At 35.5% G+C, this 16,127-nt stretch carries 10 protein-coding genes and 1 other annotated feature; of the genes, 7 read left to right on the top strand and 3 right to left on the bottom strand.

The window, feature by feature from the left end; all coding sequences use genetic code 11:
* Positions 1-253, bottom strand: a 253-nt coding sequence (locus tag ACOX6R_RS04555; RefSeq protein WP_433447718.1) for an IS110 family transposase, incomplete at its 3' end; no start/stop codon positions are given.
* Positions 254-537: 284 nt separating this feature from the next.
* Between ACOX6R_RS04555 and ACOX6R_RS04560 the strand changes: the two genes are divergently transcribed.
* A complete protein-coding gene (locus tag ACOX6R_RS04560) occupies positions 538-1,758 on the top strand; it encodes a stalk domain-containing protein (RefSeq protein ID WP_433447720.1) in 1,221 nt (406 codons plus the stop codon).
* A gap of 41 nt (positions 1,759-1,799) precedes the next feature.
* Here the strand turns inward: ACOX6R_RS04560 and ACOX6R_RS04565 are convergent, their stop codons facing one another.
* Positions 1,800-3,506 carry a hypothetical protein gene (locus ACOX6R_RS04565; RefSeq protein ID WP_433447722.1) on the bottom strand — a complete coding sequence of 569 codons (1,707 nt, stop codon included), beginning with the start codon at positions 3,504-3,506 and terminating at the stop codon, positions 1,800-1,802.
* Positions 3,496-4,407, bottom strand: a complete 912-nt coding sequence (locus tag ACOX6R_RS04570) for an AAA family ATPase (protein WP_433447724.1) — start codon at positions 4,405-4,407, stop codon at positions 3,496-3,498. The genes ACOX6R_RS04565 and ACOX6R_RS04570 overlap by 11 nt, the downstream gene beginning before the upstream one ends.
* Positions 4,408-4,791: 384 nt before the next feature.
* On the opposite strand from ACOX6R_RS04570, the gene ACOX6R_RS04575 reads away from it, so the two are divergent.
* From ACOX6R_RS04575 to ACOX6R_RS04600, 6 genes are all read left to right on the top strand, one after another.
* Complete coding sequence (locus ACOX6R_RS04575) at positions 4,792-6,024, top strand: argininosuccinate synthase (RefSeq protein WP_433447726.1); 1,233 nt, start codon at positions 4,792-4,794, stop codon at positions 6,022-6,024.
* A complete protein-coding gene (gene argH, locus ACOX6R_RS04580; RefSeq protein WP_433447735.1) occupies positions 6,024-7,418 on the top strand; it encodes an argininosuccinate lyase in 1,395 nt (464 codons plus the stop codon). Before ACOX6R_RS04575 ends, argH begins: the two co-directional genes overlap by 1 nt.
* A 90-nt stretch (positions 7,419-7,508) precedes the next feature.
* Positions 7,509-7,671: a binding site (T-box leader), on the top strand.
* Between the two features lie 40 nt (positions 7,672-7,711).
* Positions 7,712-9,004 (top strand): serine--tRNA ligase, encoded by a 1,293-nt coding sequence (serS, locus tag ACOX6R_RS04585; protein WP_433447728.1) that lies wholly within the window; start codon positions 7,712-7,714, stop codon positions 9,002-9,004.
* 1,043 nt (positions 9,005-10,047) lie between these two features.
* Positions 10,048-12,750, top strand: coding sequence for a cation-translocating P-type ATPase (locus ACOX6R_RS04590; RefSeq protein ID WP_433447730.1), 2,703 nt, complete (start codon positions 10,048-10,050; stop codon positions 12,748-12,750).
* Positions 12,751-12,948: 198 nt separating this feature from the next.
* The gene (locus ACOX6R_RS04595; RefSeq protein WP_433447732.1) at positions 12,949-14,274 is read left to right on the top strand and encodes an NCS2 family permease; all 1,326 of its coding nucleotides are present in this window, start codon (positions 12,949-12,951) and stop codon (positions 14,272-14,274) included.
* A 2-nt stretch (positions 14,275-14,276) separates the two neighbouring features.
* Complete coding sequence (locus tag ACOX6R_RS04600; protein ID WP_433447734.1) at positions 14,277-14,747, top strand: hypothetical protein; 471 nt, start codon at positions 14,277-14,279, stop codon at positions 14,745-14,747.
* The last annotated feature ends 1,380 nt before the right edge of the window (positions 14,748-16,127 follow it).

Here is a 16,127-nt window from a genome sequence, read left to right on the forward strand (position 1 = left end):
TTTGGATTGGATTGATAACACGAACAGTAAAGTTTTTTTCAACAAGATATGAGTATAGAGATAACCAATAATGACCTGTAGCTTCCATACCAACTTCAAGTTCATTTTTGAAAGCCTCTAGTTTAAGGATTAAACTCTCAGCACCATCAATGGAATTTGAAAAAGAAAAAGCTTTAAAAATAACTTTTTTCTTATCATCAACTAATGAAGCAACATGAGTATTTTTACCAATATCAATACCTAAATAAAACATAAGATACCTCGAAAATGAAATTTTAGATAGACACCTCAAAATCTAATAACGTTACTGCCTTATGGTATATACGAAGTACCCTGGAAGGGTCAACATCTAACTTATTCGTAAACAGTTAAAAGATTAGAGGACTCACTCTTTCAAGTACGAGATTAAATCTCAAGGAGGGAACGAGTACACTCTATCTAATAACAATATTATACAGTAAAACTGAATAATACTTAGTCGATAAAGGATTATAGGTTACCTTTAACAACCTAAATACATTATATAAGGAGGGCGACATGAAGAGTTTTAAAAAATTATTTTTAGCATTATGTGTTTTGGTTTTCGTTTTAAGCGTGAACACTTTTGCTTATAGCATGGATGTGAGAGTAATTGTGGACGGAAAAGTAATTGAGTCAAGCGAAACAGGGCAGAATGAGGCGACGGGTTTTATCAGTAGCGACCGCACTTTTGTGCCCCTAAGACTTGTTGGTGAAAATTTAAACTGCACGGTAAAGTATGACGAAGCTACAAAAGATATTTTAATAACAAGCGACGACTTAAATATTAAAATGAATGTGAATAGCAAAGATTTTGCAGTCAATGGAGAAAATAAATCCATGGATGTTGTGCCAATTATTTACAAGGACAGAACTTATATCCCGATTAGATATATTGGTGAGGCTTTCGGCAAAGAGGTCAGTTGGGATAAAGATAGCTACACTTGTATAATAGGAGGCGTGGGAGATATTAATTTAGAAAACTTAAAAAAACTTTCACAAAAATCTGATGAAAATTATAAAATTTATACATTTGGAAATCCAAAGGTAACAGTAAAAATTCCAATGGAATTGTCGAAAGAGTTAGTTGTAGAAGATGATAATTATGGAATTAATATTTACGAAGCAATAAGTTATGGCAATGAGGAAAAAAGTAATGGATTTATGATGTCAGTATTTCAATTAGATTCCGATTCATATAAAGACATGATGGAAACATTTGGGATTGACAAAGTTTTAGATATTAAAGGGAATTTTTATGTTGCTGTAGATTATCTTAAGTTCCAAGATTTAGAAGAAATTTATGAACCGTTAGTAAAAACACCACATTATAAAGATCTTGTAGATAAATTAAATAAGGGTATGATCGTTACCCAAGAAAATCCTTCTAATGAGGTAAAAAAATATAAGATTTATACATTTGGAAAACCAAAAGTAAATGTAAAAATCCCAAGAGATTTATTAGATGATTTATCTGTTATACAAAAAGAAGCAGGCTATGATGACGGTATTAGAATTTATAACAATGCTGAATATTTTGGAGAAACTAAACGAAAGTTTTATTATGCAGTTGAGCAGTTTGAAGATCCAAAATTTGATCCAAATCGTACTAGAAGCGAACTAGTTAATAAAACTGGAAATACAATTACTGTAAAGTATGACACAAAATATATTGAAAATGGCGAAGATCCAATTTATGACAGACTTTGTAAAGAGATAATTGTCGAAATGGCAAAATAAATTTAACCCCGAGTTGATGCTCGGGGATTTGTTTTGTAAAATTATTCAATTTTATTGGCAAAAGTTTTTAAAAATACGCCGATAACTTTGTGAAATCTCGAAATATCTGTGATGTAGGCAAAGTCATTGTCGTAAATTTTTTTGATGTTCTTTATTTCACTCTCTTCGCCGGTGAAAACTCCAAAGGTGTTTACACCTCTCATCTTCATTAGCATAATTTCTTTTGCAGCATCCTTTACTGCCTCATCTTCTTTGTAGTCGAAACCTGGAATCGTCGCCTTTCCAACTAGTCCTACATTTATCTCATCAAAGGGAAGTCCGTCAGATAGGACGATTAAAAATCTCCTCACATCCCTTTCTTTTTCCAAGAGATGTCTCATAAATTTAATTGCAAGCCCGTCTCTATTTGATCCGCTCGGTGAATATTTAAAAATTTCTTTGTTTTTAAATTTTGGATCATTGTAGTCGCGGTACTTTCTTAGAATCAAATAATTATAGTAATTGTTAAAGGAAAATATCCTCGTCTTTATATTTAAGCTCGTGAGAGCCTCGGCAATTATAAAAGTTTCTGTTGCAATAATTTCTTTTCTTTGAAGCTCCGATGCCGATGAATCGAGGAGAATGTCCACAGTAATTTCTGGCGAGTCTCCCTTTTTTATTCGTTCAAAAATTCTATCTTCATTTAATTTTTTGCTCTTCCAAATGTCACGAGGTACAATATTTCCTGAATTGGAACGAGTTATTTCATCTGATACATCTTTTAAGAGTGAATTTTTTATGACAGATGATAGTTCTCTTGTTGCACGTTTATAAAGCAGTTTGTTCTCGTTATAGAAGGCGAGGTTTTCTTTGTAATTTTCGTCCATAAGTGACTCTTCGAAAGAATTTTTTGTATCGAAGTTGCCGCTTGGAAAAAACAATTTTATATCTTCGTGAATTCCAGTTGAAATCTTAGACTCTATTTTTTGTGTGATGTATCTTGGAATTTTTTCGACTCCATATTTTTTTACAATTTTTTTGTAAATAGCCTCTTCACTAAAACTGTTTTCTCTGTAGGCATCTTCTTTTACGCGGATGTCGTCGTCTTCGTCCAGGAAAAATGTAAATTCTGCCGACTCAATGCTGTACTTTTCCAAAAGTTCGACGTCTATGAATTTTGATTTTTTCTTTGGAGCCTTAAATTTTTTCTTGCTCTTCTCCTTAAATTCTTTAAATTCATCGTCCATATCCATTTTGAGTTCTTTATTTACGTGGAAATATTTTTTGAATAAATTTTGCAAAAATTCAATGTACTCTAAAGTGTCAAGAGATTTAAATTCTAAAATTTCATCTAGCATTTGTGAGAGGTTTTCCTGTATTTTTGAATACTCTCCTTTTTTTTCACGCAAGAATCCAAGGGCGAGTTCTTCTGGGAGAATTATTTTTTGTCTTTTTCTAAGAGATAATATTTTCTCTTCATGCTCTTTTCTAAAATCAATTGTGCCAGGTCTTTCTTGAATTATCTTTTCATAAAAGACATTCTCGATTACAATTTTTGCAATGGCAATCAGTTCGTCCCTATTATTTTGTCTCAAGATGAATTTTTTAATATAGTCATCAATCACTTCAAAATCATAATATTTTGCAGAAATTCCAAGAATTGCACTCTCATAAAAATCAACTGGCTTTAGGTGAAATTTTTCAAGGTCTATGGTGTAGTCGCCTGAGACTGTCCAAAAAATATTTTGTAATCTGTACTTATCCCACAAATAGATCACCAGATTTAATGCCAGATTTAAATAGAGTGTCGATTATGTCCTCGACGATTTCCTTTTCGTAGGAGTCGAAGGTCTTATCAGCGATTCCAAGTTCAAGAGAGCTCTTGATTGAAAGTCCGTGCTCCATAAGATCAATTGCTGCAAGCATTCCCCTAAGGTCAATTGCCTTTGAAGAAATTTCTGAGTTTAGAGATTTTTCTTGCAAGTCGAGGAAGAGTCTTACGAATAAATCGACATAATCTTCACGCAAATTTGTGTTTTCTAAAATTAATTTTTTGAGGTCACTATCTGTAATTGTCGGCATGTCGATTACTAAAAATCTAGACACGAGTGCCTCGTTTAAATCGCGCGTTCCAATGTAGCCGTAGTTCATTGTGGCGATAAATCTTGTCGCCTCGTGAAGGTTAAGCCTATCGTAGCCAGATACGTCAAGGACTCTTCTGTAGTCAAGGGCAGAGTGAACGACTGATAGGGCTTCGTTTTTTGCCATGTTAATTTCGTCAAAAACTGCAAAGCCTCCTGCAAGGCCTGCCTCGTAGACGGGACCTTTTTTGAGCACAACTTCGTTATTTTTAAATGTGTCTGAACCGATTAAACTTGCTGGATCAGATGAAATGTTTAGTGAAATTGTCCAAAGAGGTCTCTTAAATAAAAATGCCAAATTTTCTGCAAGGACGTTTTTTCCTGTTGCCTTTGGGCCGCTTAGGAGTATGTGGCTGCCTGATAAAATTGCGGCGATTGCCTTCTCCCAAGTTTCTTTGCCATAATATTTATATTTTAAGTGGGGGATTCTGTATTCATAATTTTTGTCAAGGTCGTAGAATTTTGTAAATTTTTCTACTTCGTCTAAAAGATTTTCAGAAACTCCCTGTTTTAATAAAAATTCTTTCATTGCTCCTCCAATTAGTATTTTAGTTAGTATTTCAATGCTTGTGAGATATTAATTTTATCACAAATTAAAATAAAATTACAAAAACTTTAATTTATTGCTTGACAGTAATAAAAATATTGTCTATAATCGTAAAAAAATATAAAGTCAATGAAGTGGTTCTTTCTTTATAAAAATTACAGCGAACTGAGTAGAGTGTGAGTCAGGAATTTGAAGAAGAAAGATAATAGGGCCATGGAGATGGCAAGGTGAGATTTAGCCTTGCACGTAGAGTTGTCGTTAAACTTTTAAGTGGGGTTAATCCTAAATTGAGTGGTACCGCGGAATATTCGTCTCTTTTCTTTTATAGAAAGGAGACTTTTTTTATTATCAAATTTGGGGGATATTATGGAGAACAAGATGAAAGATTTAAAACTAAACAAAGTTGTATTGGCATATTCTGGAGGTCTTGACACATCTGTCATGATTTCTTGGTTAAAAGAAAACTACGGCTGCGAAGTTATTGCAGTTTCTGCTGATGTTGGACAAGGCGACGAGCTAGATGGCTTGGAAGAAAAAGCACTAAACTCTGGAGCATCAAAATTATATATCGAAGACATCAAAGAAGAATTTGTTGAAGACTTTGTGTTTAATGCACTAAAAGCAGGCGCAAAGTACGAAAACAATTATCTTTTGGGCACAGCTTTTGCAAGGCCAATAATAGGCAGAAGACTTGTTGAAATTGCTCACAAGGAAGGTGCAGATGCAATTGTTCACGGCTGCACAGGAAAGGGCAATGACCAAGTTAGATTTGAAACATCCATAAGACATTTTGATCCAGATATAGAAATAGTAGCTCCGTGGAGATTTTGGGAAATAAAATCTCGTGAAGATGAAGAAAAATACGCGGCAGAAAGGGGCATTCCAATTAATAAAAATAATGGTTCTGCTTACTCTGAAGACTCAAATATTTGGCACATCTCTCACGAGGGACTTGAAATTGAAAGCCCTGAAAATAGTTTAGATTACAATAAATTCCTAAGCTGGTGCAAAACTTATGAAGATGCAAAAAATGAACCAGAGGAAATTGAAATAGAATTTGAAAAGGGAATACCTGTTGCAGTAAATGGCAAGAAGATGAAGGGCATCGAGATAATTAAATTATTAAATAAAATCGGTGCAGAGCACGCAATTGGAATAGATGACATTGTTGAGAACAGAATTACAGGAATAAAGGTTAGGGGAGTGTACGAGAACCCAGCTGGTTCAATTCTTTATAAAGCTCACGAAGTTTTAGAAAGCATTACTCTTGATGGAGACACGCTTAAGTTTAAACAAGTGATTGCTCTAAAATATGCTGATGAAGTTTACAAGGGATTTTGGTATTCAAAATTAAGATATGCTCTTCAAGCTTTTGTTGACGAGACACAAGATAGAGTTACTGGAAAAGTTAAATTAAAACTTTACAAGGGAAATATTATTCCAAATGGAGTTTCTTCAAAATATTCACTTCACTCAGAAGAATTTGCAACATTTGGGGAAGATGGAGTTTACGATCAATACGATTCACAAGGGTTTGTCAATTTATTTGCACTTCCACTTAAGATTGAATCAATTCAAAAAAGGAAGAATAATTGGTAATGGATTTATACAAGGGTAGATTCACACACAAGACAGCTGATTTGGCACATGAATTTAATAGCTCAATATCAGTTGACTATAAACTTTATAAATACGACATCTGTGGCTCAAAAGTCCACGCGAAGATGCTTGCAAAATCAAAAATTATTACAGAAGAAGAGTGCATAGATATAGTAAGTGGACTTGATGGAATTTTAAAAGACATCGAAAGTGGGAAATTAAAATTCTCAAGTGATGCAGAAGACATTCACATGTTTATTGAGGGAGAGCTTACGAAAAGAATAGGTGAAGCTGGCAAAAAACTTCACACTGCAAGGTCAAGAAACGACCAAGTTGCTCTCGATGTGAAGCTATATACAATCGATAAGACAAAAAATGCAATAGGACTTTTACTAGAACTTGAAGAAGTGCTAATTAACTTGGCAAAAGAAAATTTAAACACAATTATGCCGGGCTATACTCATCTTCAAATCGCACAACCTGTCACTTATGCACACAACATCATGGCTTATGCTCAAATGGTTTTAAGGGATATAAAGAGATTCTCTGACGCACTAAGTAGGATGGATACTTGCCCACTCGGTGCAGGTGCCCTTGCAACTACAACTTATGACATCGACAGAGACTACACTGCAAAAGAGCTTGGCTTTAACTCACCAACTCTTAACTCAATGGACTCAGTATCTGATAGAGATCATGTAATTGAGGCGATTAGCACAATGGCAATGTCTGCGATGCACTTTTCTCGTCTTGCAGAAGAGCTTATAATTTATTCCTCTCAAGAGTTCGGATTTTTAGAAATTGCAGACGAGTACTCAAGTGGATCGTCAATTATGCCGCAGAAGAAAAACCCCGACATGGCAGAGCTAATTAGGGCAAAAGCAGCAAGAATTAACGCGAATCTCACGGGAGTTTTGACAATGCTTAAGGCGACACCGCTCTCATACAACAAGGACCTTCAAGAAGATAAATATTATCTCTTTGACTCCTTCGAAAACTTTGAAATAACTGTAAAAATTTTATCTGGTATGATGAGTACTTTAAAGGTCAACAAAGAGAGAATGCACGACATGGCGAAGAAGGGTTATATAAATGCAACTGATGCGGCAGATTATCTTGTAAAGAAAGGACTTGCCTTCCGCGACGCATATTATATAACTGGTGCGATTGTAAAATATGGAATCGAAAATAATTTGAGCCTCTCTGAGATTGATCTCGATGTTTATAAAGAATTTTCTGAAGTATTTGATGAAGATTACTACAATTATATAGACCTAGAATATGTATTAAATGAACGCGATGTATTTGGAGGACCTTCTGCCAAAAGAGTGGCAGAACAAATTGAGCTTACAGAAAAAGAACTGGATAAATTTAAATCATTTAAGTTAGATTGATGTTTTAGTCTTTGAAATTTTAATATTTTTGTCAAGTTGTAGTAAAGCTTGTTGAAAATTACAGTCCATGTGTTATAATAGAAATAATTTCATAAGGCGATAATTGAGAATAGTAATTTAAATTGAATTTCAAGAGAGCAGGTGGATGGTGCGAATCTGCAATTTGATTTTTATGAATCCACCTCATAGTCTATTTATTTTAAGTGAACCATTTGGTTAATTAGGGTGGCAACGCGGGTCTCTCGTCCCTTTAGGGATGAGGGGCTTTTTTTATTTATTTTTATGGAGGTTTTATGTTAGATATTAAATTTATCAGGGAAAATCCTGAAGCTGTAAAAGAAAATATTAAGAAGAAATTTCAAGATGAAAAATTACCTCTTGTTGATGAAGTTATTGACATTGACGAAAAACTTCGTGCAGCAAAGACTGAAGGAGATAATTTAAGAGCAGAAAAAAATAAAGCTTCAAAAGAAATTGGCGCTTTCATGCAAAAGAAGGAACTCGACAAGGCTGAAGAAGCTAAGAAAAAAGTTGCTCATATTAATGAAGAAATTGCTCAGCTTGAAGCAGATGAAAAGACTCTTTCTGAAGAATTAAAAGAGAGAATGATGGTTATTCCACAAATGATGGATGAGACTGTTCCAATTGGAAAAGACGACAGTGAAAATGTTGAGCTTGAAAGATTTGGCGAGCCAGTTATTCCAGATTTTGAAGTGCCATACCACGTTGACATAATGGAAAGCTTTGACGGAATCGACCTTGACTCTTCAAGAAATACATCTGGTGCAGGTTTCTACTATTTAAAGGGCGACATTGCAAGACTTCACTCAGCAATACTTTCTTATGCAAGGGACTTTATGATTGACAGAGGTTTTGAATATCACATTCCTCCATTTATGATTAGATCAGATGTAGTTACTGGGGTAATGAGTTTTGCAGAAATGGAAAACATGATGTATAAAATTGAAGGCGAGGACTTATACTTAATCGGAACTTCTGAACACTCAATGATTGGTAAATTTATAAATACAATCACACCGGAAGAAGACATGCCTCTTGCACTTACATCTTATTCACCATGCTTTAGAAAAGAAGTTGGGGCACACGGAATTGAAGAAAGAGGAGTTTATAGAATTCATCAATTCGAAAAGCAAGAGATGGTTGTAATTTGTAAACCAGAAGATTCAAAAGATTGGTTTGTTAAACTTTGGCAAAACACTGTTGATTTCTTCAGATCACTTGAAATACCAGTAAGAACTTTGGAATGCTGCTCTGGAGACTTGGCAGACTTAAAAGTTAAATCACTAGATGTTGAAGCATTCTCACCAAGACAAAACAAATATTTTGAAGTTGGATCTTGCTCAAACCTTGGAGATGCACAAGCTAGAAGACTTAATATCAAACTTCGTGGAGAAAACGGAACTTATCTTGCACACACATTAAATAACACTGTAGTAGCACCACCAAGAATGTTAATCGCATTCTTAGAAAACTTGTTGCAAGAAGACGGAAGCGTTAGAATTCCAAAGCCACTTCAAATGTACATGGGTGGAATGGAAAAAATTGTTCCAAAGAAGAAAAAATAAAATATAAATTGAGAGTGGAGAATCTCTGTTGAGACTGTTTACAAAGCTCAAGAAATCTTATCTCATTACAGAAATTGGAAAGTTCATACTCTTGCAAATCTGAAAATCACAAACTCACTTCGTTCGAACAGTGTGATTTTCGGGCGATTTGCTTCAAGTTGAACTTTCTACAATTTCTTCCATAGGATAAGATTTCTTTAGAGCTTTGCAACATACATGGAGTCTGAATGGGTTCTCCACTTTTTTGTGAGTAAGGGCTCCCTATTTTGCTACTCATGGAAAAATAAAAAAATAATTAAGCATACGAAAAAAGAATTATATAAGATTTTTTAATAAAGAAATAGTACTCGCTTCTAGATGTGTATGCAGCACGTCATTCTCAGCGAGAGCTTTGCTCGAGTCGAAGAATCTGCACGTTAAGGAGAAACAACCTAAGCGTTTTAACAAGAAAATCTAAAGGAGACAACAAAACTCATCAGCAAATTATTGTAACACTTGTTGTTACCTCTATCTCGTCATTCTGAGCGAGAGCTTTGCTCGAGTCGAAGAATCTGCATGTTACGGTAAAACAGCCTAAGCGTCTTAACAAGAAAATCTAAAGGAGACAACAAAACTCATCAGCAAATTATTGTAACACTTGTTGTTACCTCTACCTCGTCATTCTGAGCGAGAGCTTTGCTCGAGTCGAAGAATCTGTACGTTAAGGTGAAACAGCCTAAGCGCCTTAACAAGAAAATCTAGTGGAGAAAACTCCAAAATACGGTACTTCAAGAGAAAGACAGGTCACTTAATACTATCGACTAACCGCAGGGTGACATAATGTGGCGAAAAATTTAAATTATATTTTTATCCCAAATAAAATAATCGCCTCAAATATATTGTACACTGCGAATAAATCTGTTATAATTTAAAAGACTTAGGGGAGTAACTACAAATTTTCAGTCGTCAATACGGCAATGCCCGGCTGAAAAACTTATTTAAGTTTGTGAGACCGATGTGTAATGCGTCGGTCTTTTTTTATTATTAAATAGCAGGAGGAAAAAATGGAAAAACTAGACAATTGGTACAACCAGTCCGTTGAAGATTCTCTAAAAAGTCTTGAGACTTCAAAAGACGGTCTTAGCACTGAAGTTGCAACCAAAAGGTTAGATGAGTTTGGCAGAAATGAGCTTAAGAAAGAGGAAAAGAAACCTTTTATTCAAAAGCTAAAGGATCAGCTTCTTGACCCAATGATAATTATACTTCTCGTTGCGGCAGTTATTTCTGCGGCAGTTGGCGAAAGTAGAGATACAATTATTATCATTGCAATAGTTGTTGTAAACGCATTTTTGTCCATCAACCAAGAGGGAAAGGCAGAAGAAGCCATTGCAGCTTTACAAAAAATGTCATCTCCAAAGGCGAAAATTTTAAGAGATGGCGACGACATTGAGATTGATTCTGCAGAAATCGTGCCAGGGGATATTGTAATTCTTGAGACTGGCGACATTGTGCCTGCAGACCTTAGACTTATTTCTTCATCAAATCTTCACATCGACGAGTCATCTTTAACTGGTGAATCTGTTCCAGTTGAAAAAGACTCCAAGGCCCACTACGATGGCAAGATGGAAATTGGTGACAGAGAGAATATGGCATATTCTTCAACTATTGTAACTTATGGTAGAGGAATGGGCGTTGTTGTTGAAACTGGTCATGGCACAGAAATTGGTAAGATTGCAACTTCACTTTCTACAGTGGACGATGAACAGACACCTCTACAAAAGAAACTTGCAAAACTTTCAAAGACTCTTGGAATTTTTGTAATAGTTATCTGCGTCGTTGTAATGGCTGTTGGAGTTTTATTTAAAAACGACCCACTTGAAATGTTTATGACATCTATTTCTCTTGCTGTTGCGGCAGTTCCTGAGGGACTTCCTGCCATTGTTACAATTGTTCTTTCAATTGGAATGAGCAAGATGGCAGCAAGACATGCCATAGTTAAAAAGCTTTTGGCAGTTGAGACTCTTGGAACTACTACAGTTATTTGTTCCGACAAAACTGGAACTTTAACTCAAAATGAGATGACAGTTACAAAGGCCTTTACTGATGGAAAGGTGTTTGAAGTTTCTGGAACAGGCTATTCTCCAAAGGGCGATGTAACTCTTGACGGAGAAAAGGTAACTGTAGAAGATGTTGAAAACTTAGAAGTTTTATCATCAATTGCTGCACTTACTAATGATGCAAAATTAAAAATAAGTGCCGACGAAGCCACAATTACAGGAGACCCAACAGAGGGCGCACTTTTAACTTTTGCAGAAAAGTCTGGCAAATCAATTGATGAAATAAATACAAAAATTGAAAGAATTGAAGAGATTCCTTTTGATTCTGACAGAAAGATGATGACAACTTTCCACGACAAATTTATAAAAGATAAAGTCGTGTCATTTACAAAGGGAGCTCCCGACATCATCATTTCAAAATGTAATAAGATTTTAATCGATGGAGAGATAAAGGACTTTACTGACAAAGAAAGAGAACTTGCTCTTTCTAAGAACACAGAATTTGCAAGAGAAGCTCTAAGATGTTTGGCATATGCTTTTAGAGTTCACGACAAAATGCCGGGCGAAATTTCTTCAGAAAATATTGAAAACGAAATGGTCTTCGTTGGACTTACTGGAATGATTGACCCAGCAAGGCCAGAAGTTAAGGCTGCAATTTATGAATGTAGAACTGCTGGAATAAAGCCAATAATGATTACAGGAGACTATTTAGAGACAGGTCTTGCAATTGCAAAAGAACTTGGAATTGCAGAGTCTGATGACGAGGCTATTATGGGCCGCGAGCTTAACGAAATGAGCCCAGAAGAAATTAGAGAAATTGTAAAACACAAGACTGTATTTACGAGAGTTTCTCCAGAAAATAAAGTTCAAATCGTAACTGCATTAAAAGAAAATGGCCACATAACTGCCATGACGGGAGACGGAGTTAACGACGCACCTGCAATCAAAAAGGCAGACATCGGTATTGCTATGGGAATTACAGGTACAGACGTAGCAAAATCAACAGCAGAAGTAATCTTAACTGACGACAACTTTGCCACAATTGTAAACGCAGTTGAAGAGGGAAGAATTATTTATTCAAACATTAAAAAATTCGTTGCATATCTTCTTTCATGTAACCTTGGTGAAGTGTTTATCGTACTCGTTGCAATACTTCTTGATTTGCCAGTGCCACTAATTCCAATTCAGCTTCTATGGCTTAACCTTGTGACAGACTCCTTCCCAGCACTTGCTCTTGGAGTTGAACAGGGCGAGGCTGATATTATGAACGAGCCACCTAGAGATCCAGACGAGGCTATAATAGATAAAGAAATTAGACTTACAGTTATAATTCAGTCAGTTGCAATAACTGTTGCAACACTTCTTGCTTACTTCGTTGGACTAAAATGGTACGGTGTGGACGCTGGAGTAAACCACGCAAGAACAATGGCGTTCTCAACACTAATAATTTGTGAACTTCTTCGTGCATACTCATCAAGATCAATCGACAAGACTGTATTTGAACTTGGAGTATTCTCTAACAAAAAATTAGTAGTTGCAACACTTGTGTCATTCCTATTAATGCTTGTTGTAATTTATGTTCCATTCCTAAACGAAGCCTTTGGACTAATGAACCTTGGACCTAAAGAAATCGGAGTGGTAATTGGATCATCACTTATCCCAGTAGTAGCTGGTGAAATTCAAAAGAAAATTAGATTCAAACAAAAATAATAAAGTTTTTATAAATGCTGTGCGAAATGTGCAGCATTTTTTATTGTATAAAATCAAAAAATCTACGAATTATTTTGCTAATTTTTTGTAAAAGTTATAAAATTAAATTGGAGAAGTATTTTTTCTCCCTTTGCCACAAATGTTACAAACATCTTAATTGTGGTATTAGTTAAGTAAACACAAATGAGGAGGGATATTATGACAGCCAATACAGGTTTTTTAGAGAGAACGTTTAAGCTAAGCGAAAGAAAAACTGATCCAAAGACTGAGTTTTTGGCAGGACTTACTACTTTTATGACAATGTCATATATTTTGGCAGTAAATCCAAACATGCTTGCTGAAGCGGGAATGGATAGAGGTGGAGTGTTCACCGGCACAATCCTTGCATCAATAATTGCCATGCTCATCATGGGATTTTTTGCGAACCTACCTTTTGCACTATCAGCTGGCATGGGGTTAAACGCATTCTTTACTTACACAGTTGTACTTACAATGGGTCACCCTTGGTCTTATGCACTTACTGCAGTATTCTTAGAAGGAATTATATTTATCATCCTAAGTTTCTTTAAAGTTAGAGAGAAGATATTCTTCGCTATACCGACATCACTTAAGAATGCAGTATCCGTTGGTATCGGACTATTTATAACACTAATAGGACTCACATCATCAGGACTTATTGTTGCAAATGATGCGACTTTCTTGTCACTTGGTGAGTTAACTTCAAGGACATCTGTAGTAGCAATATTTTCACTAATCTTAATGGCAATACTTACTGCAAAAAACGTCAAAGGCGCACTTCTTTATGGAATTATTGCAGGTACAGTCTTGGCACTGATTCTGGGAGTAACAAGCCTTCCACAAGGCACTGTATTTTCACTTCCACCATCAATTAGTGAAGTGGCATTTAAACTTCACTGGGACAATATCTTTACACTTGATATGTTCTCTGTAATGTTCACATTCCTATTCGTCGACTTGTTCGACACAGTTGGAACTTTAACAGGAGTTGCCACAAAGGCAAACTTAATCGAAGAAGATGGAAATCTTCCAGGAGTTGGACGTGCACTTTTAGCAGATGCAATCGGAACAGTATCAGGAGCACTACTTGGAACAAGTACAGTAACAACTTTTGTAGAAAGTGCATCAGGCGTTGCTGAAGGCGGAAGAACAGGACTTACTGCACTATCTTGTGCATTCTTCTTCTTTATTTCACTATTCTTGTTCCCACTATTTTCAATAATACCAGCACAAGCAACTTCAGCTGCTCTTATTATGGTTGGACTATTTATGATTACACCAATCACAAATATCGACCTAGAGGACTTCACTGAATCTGTGCCAGCATTTTTGACAATGGTAACAATGCCTTTTGCATATTCAATCGCCGAAGGTATTTCAGTTGGAATGATAACTTATGTAGTAATGAAACTTTGTACAGGAAAGCACAAAGAAGTTTCTCCAATAATGTATGTACTAGCAATAATATTTGCAATTAGATACTTAAGACCAATACTTCCATTCTGATTATGAAAATAAAATACAAAAATCTTTTTAACATAATTTTGTGGGGATATATTTTATTTTTCATATTCGTATATTTTAGATACGGATATCTAGAAAGCTTTCCTATGAAAAATGTGCAGCCCACGAATTATAGAAGGTGGATTGAATTTGTCGAGACAAATATGACAAGAGGCGAAGAGCGAATTACAAATATTGGAATGTATTTGCAATACACAATTTACGCCGTCGGGTTCTTGGCAGTAGTTGTTCAAGACGATTTGTTTTTGAAAATTAAAAAATTCTTTAAAGATAAACTAAATATAATATTTATAATACTCATGATTTTTTTATTTGTAGCATCGAGAATGTGGATTTATAGTCTTGATTACTATAAATTTTACATGACATTTGTAAATTCAATTATTTTTACGATTGTAATATTATATTTTATCAACAACAAAAAACTTAATAAAAAGAAAGAAACTGATCTCTAGAGGTCAGTTTTTTGTTTTGAATTTTTTAATTTTTAAAATTAAACTTAGACACAGCCATGGCTTAATACGGGCACAACACCTACACTCCGTCATCCCGAGCGTCAGTCGAGGGATCTGTAGGGTCGCTTCTGCGATGTGCTTTTGTTTTAATGAGAAAACTTTGAGGGGAAACTCCATTACGCAATTTGGAAAAGGCGATGACACATCGTTTGAATACTTTTAAGATCCTTCGACGCGAAAAATAAATTTTTCTTGCTCAGGATGACGCATGGTGAGGTGTTATTCCTAAAACACTCTTAAATCTTAAAAATTACTTTTTATTAACTTGTGGCGTAGTTACGACTTACTACGAGCACCCTTTACACTCCGTCATCCCGAGCGACAGTCGGGGGATCTGTAGGGTCGCTTCTGCGATGTGCTTTCGTTTTAATGAGAAAACTTTGAGGAGAAACTTCATAACACAACTTGGTAAAGATGACGACACATCGCTTGAATACTTTTAAGATCCCTTCGGCACGAAAAATAAATTTTTCTTGCTCAGGATGACGCCTGATGTAGTGTTATTCCTAAAAACACTCTTAAATCTTAAAAATTTCTTTTATTAACTTGTGGAACAGTCATGACTTACTACGGTCATAACCTATACAATTCGTCATCCCGAGCGTCAGTCGAGGGATCTGTAGGGTCGCTTCTGCGATGTGCTTTTGTTTTAATGAGAAAACTTTGAGGGGAAACTCCATTACGCAATTTGGAAAAGGCGATGACACATCGTTTGAATACTTTTAAGATCCTTCGACGCGAAAAATAAATTTTTCTTGCTCAGGATGACGCCTGATGGGGGGTGTTATTCCTAAAACACTCTTAAATCAAAAAAATTACTTTCTATTATTTTTTGTCATAACACTTACACTCTGTCATCCCGAGCGTCAGTCTAGGGATCTGTAGGGTCGCTTTTGCGATGTGTTTTCGCTTTAATGAGAAAACTTAGAGGAGAAACTTCATAACGCAACTTGGTAAAGACGATGACACATCGCTTGAATACCTTGCAGATCCTTCGACGCGAAAAATAAATTTTTCTTGCTCAGGATGACGCCTGATGTGGTGTTATTTCTAAAACACTCTTAAATATTAAAAATTACTTTTATTAACTTGCGGCACAGTCATGACTTTCTACGGTCATAACCTCTACACTCTGTCATCCCGAGCGTCAGTCGAGGGATCTGTAGGGTCGCTTCTGCGATGTGTTTTCGTTTTAAAGAGAAAACTTTGAGGAGAAACTCCAAAGCACAATTTGGAAAAGACGATGACACATCGCTTGAATACTTTGCAGATCCTTCGGCGCGAAAAATAAATTTTTCTTGCTCAGGATGACGCCTGATG

It is taken from the genome of Peptoniphilus sp., from assembly GCF_050943655.1.
GTDB lineage: Bacteria > Bacillota > Clostridia > Tissierellales > Peptoniphilaceae > Peptoniphilus_A.